A 4,661-nucleotide genomic window follows, 5' to 3' on the forward strand; every position below is an offset into this window, starting at 1 on the left:
ATTATCATTGTTGGTAAGTAAGGAGTTATAATGAAATACGGTAAAATAAAATTTGTGATAATCATTATTGCCATCGCATTAGGTATTTGGACACTCTATCCAACATATGAACTTTATCAGAGCGTCCCGAAACGGCGAAAAGTACTTTTACAAGAATTACAGAATGCGATGACCGGAAATGATTCGGCTCGGATTATTACGCAACTACAAGAACTCGTGGAAAGAGAAGCAGGTTTACACAAAAAAGCTTTACATCTTGGTCTTGATTTGGTTGGCGGAATGCATCTGGTCTTAGAAGTTGATAAATCAAAACTTACTAAAGAAGAAGCCAGAGACGCAACAGACCGAGCATTAGCAGTAATTCAAAATCGTATTGACCAACTTGGCGTATATGAACCAGTTATTCAAAAAATTGGTGGCGACCGAATTTTAATTCAACTGCCAGGAGTTGACCGAGAAAGAGCCAAATCTTTAATTGGTCAAATTGCGCTATTAGAATTTCGTTTAGTTGCCGATGAGCGGAAAACCGAAGATGTCTTAAGGACTATCGATAACTATTTTCGCCGACTCAACCAAGAAGATACGCTAATCAGCGAGCAAGGAAGATTTTTGAGTTATGTGATTAATCTTGGTCAATCGGATTATGGGGTAGAAGAGACTGATTTTATTAATTTTAATACAATGCTACAACAAGCAGAGTCGATTATTCCTGCAGATTATCAGATACTATTTGGTCCGCAAGAATCTTATCGCGGTCGGAGAATCCGACGCCTATATTTGGTAAAAAGAGAAAGCGAAATGACTGGCTCGAGTATCAGTGATGCTCATCCCAGTCCATATCAAGGAAGTGACGCTAACCTTGCGAATACTTGGATAGTTAGTTTAAAATTATCCCGAAAAGATGCGGGAAAATTTGCCAGTATCACTGGCAGGAATGTAGGAAAACGACTCGCAATTGTTCTTGATAATATTGTGCGCACTGCTCCAGTAATTAAAGAACGAATTGCTGGTGGTGAAGCAATGATTACCACTGGAGATGTTAATCCGGATAAAGCCCGTGATTTAGCTATTGTCTTGCGCAGCGGTGCTTTACCGGCTCCAGTCCGCATTGATGAAGAACGGTCAGTCGGTCCAGCATTAGGTCTAGACTCAATCCGAAAAGGAGTTCGCGCCGGCTTGATTGGTGCGTTATTAGTTGTTATCTTTATGATTATTTATTATAGTATATCTGGAATCATTGCTGATATTGTATTAATTTTGAATATCTTCTTTATCATTGTCGTATTAGCAGGATTAAAAGCAACCCTTTCTTTACCAGGCATTGCGGGTATTGCTTTAACTGTCGGTATGGCGGTTGATGCTAACATTCTAATTTTCGAACGCATCCGAGAAGAACTAAAAGCCGGTAAAACTGTTCGAGCTGCGATTGCCGCTGGTTATTCCCGGGCTGCAGTTACTATTTTTGATGCTAACATTACCACGATTATTACAACCATCGCACTCTATTTCTTTGGCACCGGACCGATTCGGGGTTTCGCTGTTACACTAATTATTGGTTTAGTACTTAATATCATTACAGCAGTATATGTAAGTCGATTTATTATGGATTGGATTACAACCCAATTTGCCGCCGAAAAGTTAAGAATATAATGTTCAGTAATACAAAGAGACTAATTCTATTAATAATCGGCTTTCTTATTTAGCAAGATAATATTGGAGGAAAATAATGTTACAGATATTTAAAAATGCTGATTTCAAAATTGTGCCCCGCAGGTATATTACATTTGGTATCTCAATTTTATTGACAATATTGACCATTATCTCCATTATTGTTCATAAGGGACTGAAATATGGGGTTGATTTCACAGGTGGCACTTTATTAGAAATTCATTTTGCAAAACCAATCGAGACACAAACTCTTAGAAATGCTTTTGCTAAACTCTCGGTCGGTAATGTAACAATCCAGAATTTGGGTGAGGGTTCGGATTTTATTGTCCGATTTGAATCACAAATGAAATCTGAATCTGCTGAAAGCACATCGGCGAATATTATTCAATTACTCCAAAATGAAATTCCGGATAATCCCGCTGAATTAGTTCGCATCGAGATGGTAGGGCCACGGATTGGTCGAGAATTGCAAAGAAATGCTTTGATTGCTGTGTTAATTGGTATGGTCGGCATATTAATTTATGTCAGTATTCGCTTCGATTTCCGCTTTGGCACGGCAGCGGTCATTGCTTTATTCCATGATGTCTTTACGACCATTGGGTTTATTTCAATAACCAATACTGAGATATCAATCCCGATTATTGCTGCCTTACTCACTATTATTGGTTATTCAGTGAATAATTCTATTGTGATTTCTGACCGGGTTCGAGAAAATTTACGCCGAATGATAAAAGCCGAATTTAGTACAATTATAAATACGAGTATTAATCAAACTTTATCTAGAACCACTTTAACTGCTTTTACGACATTTATTATTGCTTTTGTCTTATATTTATTTGGCGCAGCCACAATTAAGGATTTTGCTAAAGTTATTAGTTTTGGTATTATTATTGGAACTTATTCGGCAATTTTCATTGGTGCGCCATTAGTTGCTGAATGGGAAAAACATTTTCCAATGCGTCGCCGAAGGTAATAAACGATAATATATTACTTAAAACTAATTGTTAGGTTGTCCCGTAACTGAAATCAAAATTATCATTTATCTTGATGGCTTCATATTAAAGGTTTATACAGAGTAAAAGTAAAATGTTGACTGCTTCCAATAAACAATTAACTTTTGGCCAGTGGCTTTGTATAATCATAGGAACTGTTTTCTTTTCCGGTTATTTTCCAATTGCGCCCGCAACATTTTCCAGTCTTTTGTCAGTATTTCTGGTCATTTTGTTGTCAAAAAAAATTCAAATTTATGTGCTGGTTATGATGGGCATAATTATTCTCGGTTCGCTCATTGCCGGTAAATTAGAAAAAATCTGGTCTAAGGATGCCCGTCGCATTACAATTGATGAATGCGCAGGAATAATGGTTACTTATTTTTATCTACCAGGGATAATCAACGACACTAAACATATTAACTGGTTGTTATTGGCAATAGGATTTGTGCTTTTTAGAGTGTTTGATATCGTTAAACCATTATATATTAAAACTTCTGAAAGAATCACTGGCGGATTCGGTATAATGTTGGACGATGTGATATCTGGTATTTATAGTAATATAATCTTAAGAATTATTCTATTAATCTTTCCTGCGCTAAAATATTAATCAATATGCTAAACGCACAAATTATTATTATTGGTAATGAGGTTTTATCAGGCAGGACACTTGATATTAATTCTAACTTCCTTGCTAAGCGTTTGCAAAACTTAGGGATTACATTAAATCGAATTACAGTTATCGGCGATGAGAAATCGACAATCGAAAAAACCGTCTCTTATGCGATTGAACATACCGATATTGTTTTGGTTTCAGGCGGATTAGGACCGACGCCCGATGACCAAACTGTTGCCAGTATCGCAAAAATTTTCAAACGACGCTTAATTTTGGATGAATCGATATTAGCCAAGCTCGAAATGCATTTCCAAAACCAAAACATTCCAATGCCCGAACTGGCAATGAGACAAGCACTAATACCCCAATCCGCAATCGTTTTAAATAATCCAGTGGGTACAGCTCCAGGGATTATCATAAAATCCGGTAAAAAATCAGTTATTCTGCTTCCTGGAGTTCCAATTGAATTACAGAAAATATTTGAAACCGGTGTTGTGCCTTTTCTTACGGATACCTATGCTTTACAACCATCAATTGAGTTAGTTGTTAGGACGACAAATATACCGGAAACAGCCATTGTTGAGAGAATATCAGATATCTTAAAAAAATATAAAGATATTGCCGTTGCATATCTACCATCAATCACCGGCGTTGATATAAAAATAACAAATATCCGAGACAAAAAACATTTGTCAGATTTGACCCGTGAATTATCAACACGACTTAAACCATATGTTTATGTATTTGGCGAAGAGACTATTGAGGAAGTGGTAGGGAATCTTTTAAGAAAAAAACAACTTTTGTTGAGTGTTGCTGAATCATGCACAGGTGGCTTAATCGCAGACCGGATTACTAATGTTCCTGGTAGTTCCGAATATTTTATTGGAGGTGCGGTCGTCTATAGCAATAGACTAAAGAATTCAATATGTCATGTACGAAATGAAACTTTAAGAAAATTTGGTGCGGTGAGTAAAGAGACGGTTTTAGAAATGGCAAAAGGCATCAAAGAAAATTTTGGTGCGGATATCGGTATTGGTGTATCCGGTATTGCTGGTCCATCAGGACAAACTGCACAAAAGCCAATTGGATTAGTCTATATTGGTATTGCCACGAAAAAAGGACAGACTTACGAAGAACATCATTTTACGGGAACAAGACGGATGATAAAAGAAAAATCAGCAATGGCAGCATTGGATTTACTTCGCCGGACCATTGAAACTATTTGACTTCTTACGAGATAAAAAATGTGGGAAAATTTTGGAATTTCAAATAAGGGTAGCAGTATATTAAACAAAATCAGGAGGTAAGTTGATGGAAACGATTCGTTCCTTTATTGCTATTGAAATTCCGAAAAAAATTAGGCAGGAGATTATGAAATTTGTTGATGA

4 protein-coding genes are annotated in these 4,661 nt (G+C 36.7%); all 4 read left to right on the plus strand.

Annotation, left to right across the window (positions count from 1 at the left end):
- The first annotated feature begins 30 nt into the window (after nt 1-30).
- The 4 genes from secD to N2201_04435 all read left to right on the plus strand — a co-directional run bounded on the left by secD (nt 31) and on the right by N2201_04435 (nt 4,499).
- Nucleotides 31-1,650, plus strand: a complete 1,620-nt coding sequence (gene secD / locus N2201_04420) for a protein translocase subunit SecD (GenBank protein MCX7785455.1) — start codon at nt 31-33, stop codon at nt 1,648-1,650.
- A gap of 76 nt (nt 1,651-1,726) precedes the next feature.
- Nucleotides 1,727-2,641, plus strand: coding sequence for a protein translocase subunit SecF (gene secF / locus N2201_04425; GenBank protein ID MCX7785456.1), 915 nt, complete (start codon nt 1,727-1,729; stop codon nt 2,639-2,641).
- Between the two features lie 113 nt (nt 2,642-2,754).
- On the plus strand, nt 2,755-3,267 hold the full coding sequence (locus tag N2201_04430; GenBank protein MCX7785457.1) for a phosphatidylglycerophosphatase A: 513 nt from the start codon (nt 2,755-2,757) through the stop codon (nt 3,265-3,267).
- Nucleotides 3,268-3,272: 5 nt separating this feature from the next.
- Nucleotides 3,273-4,499, plus strand: a complete 1,227-nt coding sequence (locus N2201_04435; protein MCX7785458.1) for a competence/damage-inducible protein A — start codon at nt 3,273-3,275, stop codon at nt 4,497-4,499.
- The last annotated feature ends 162 nt before the right edge of the window (nt 4,500-4,661 follow it).

The organism is candidate division WOR-3 bacterium, from assembly GCA_026418155.1.
Classification (GTDB): Bacteria; Hydrothermota; Tepidihabitantia; order Tepidihabitantales; family CAIPLT01; genus JAOABV01.

Coding starts and splice junctions, on each gene's coding strand:
- secD (MCX7785455.1), top strand. CDS start 31: ATGAAATACGGTAAAATAAAATTTGTGATAATCATTATTGCCATCGCA.
- secF (MCX7785456.1), top strand. CDS start 1,727: ATGTTACAGATATTTAAAAATGCTGATTTCAAAATTGTGCCCCGCAGG.
- N2201_04430 (MCX7785457.1), top strand. CDS start 2,755: ATGTTGACTGCTTCCAATAAACAATTAACTTTTGGCCAGTGGCTTTGT.
- N2201_04435 (MCX7785458.1), top strand. CDS start 3,273: ATGCTAAACGCACAAATTATTATTATTGGTAATGAGGTTTTATCAGGC.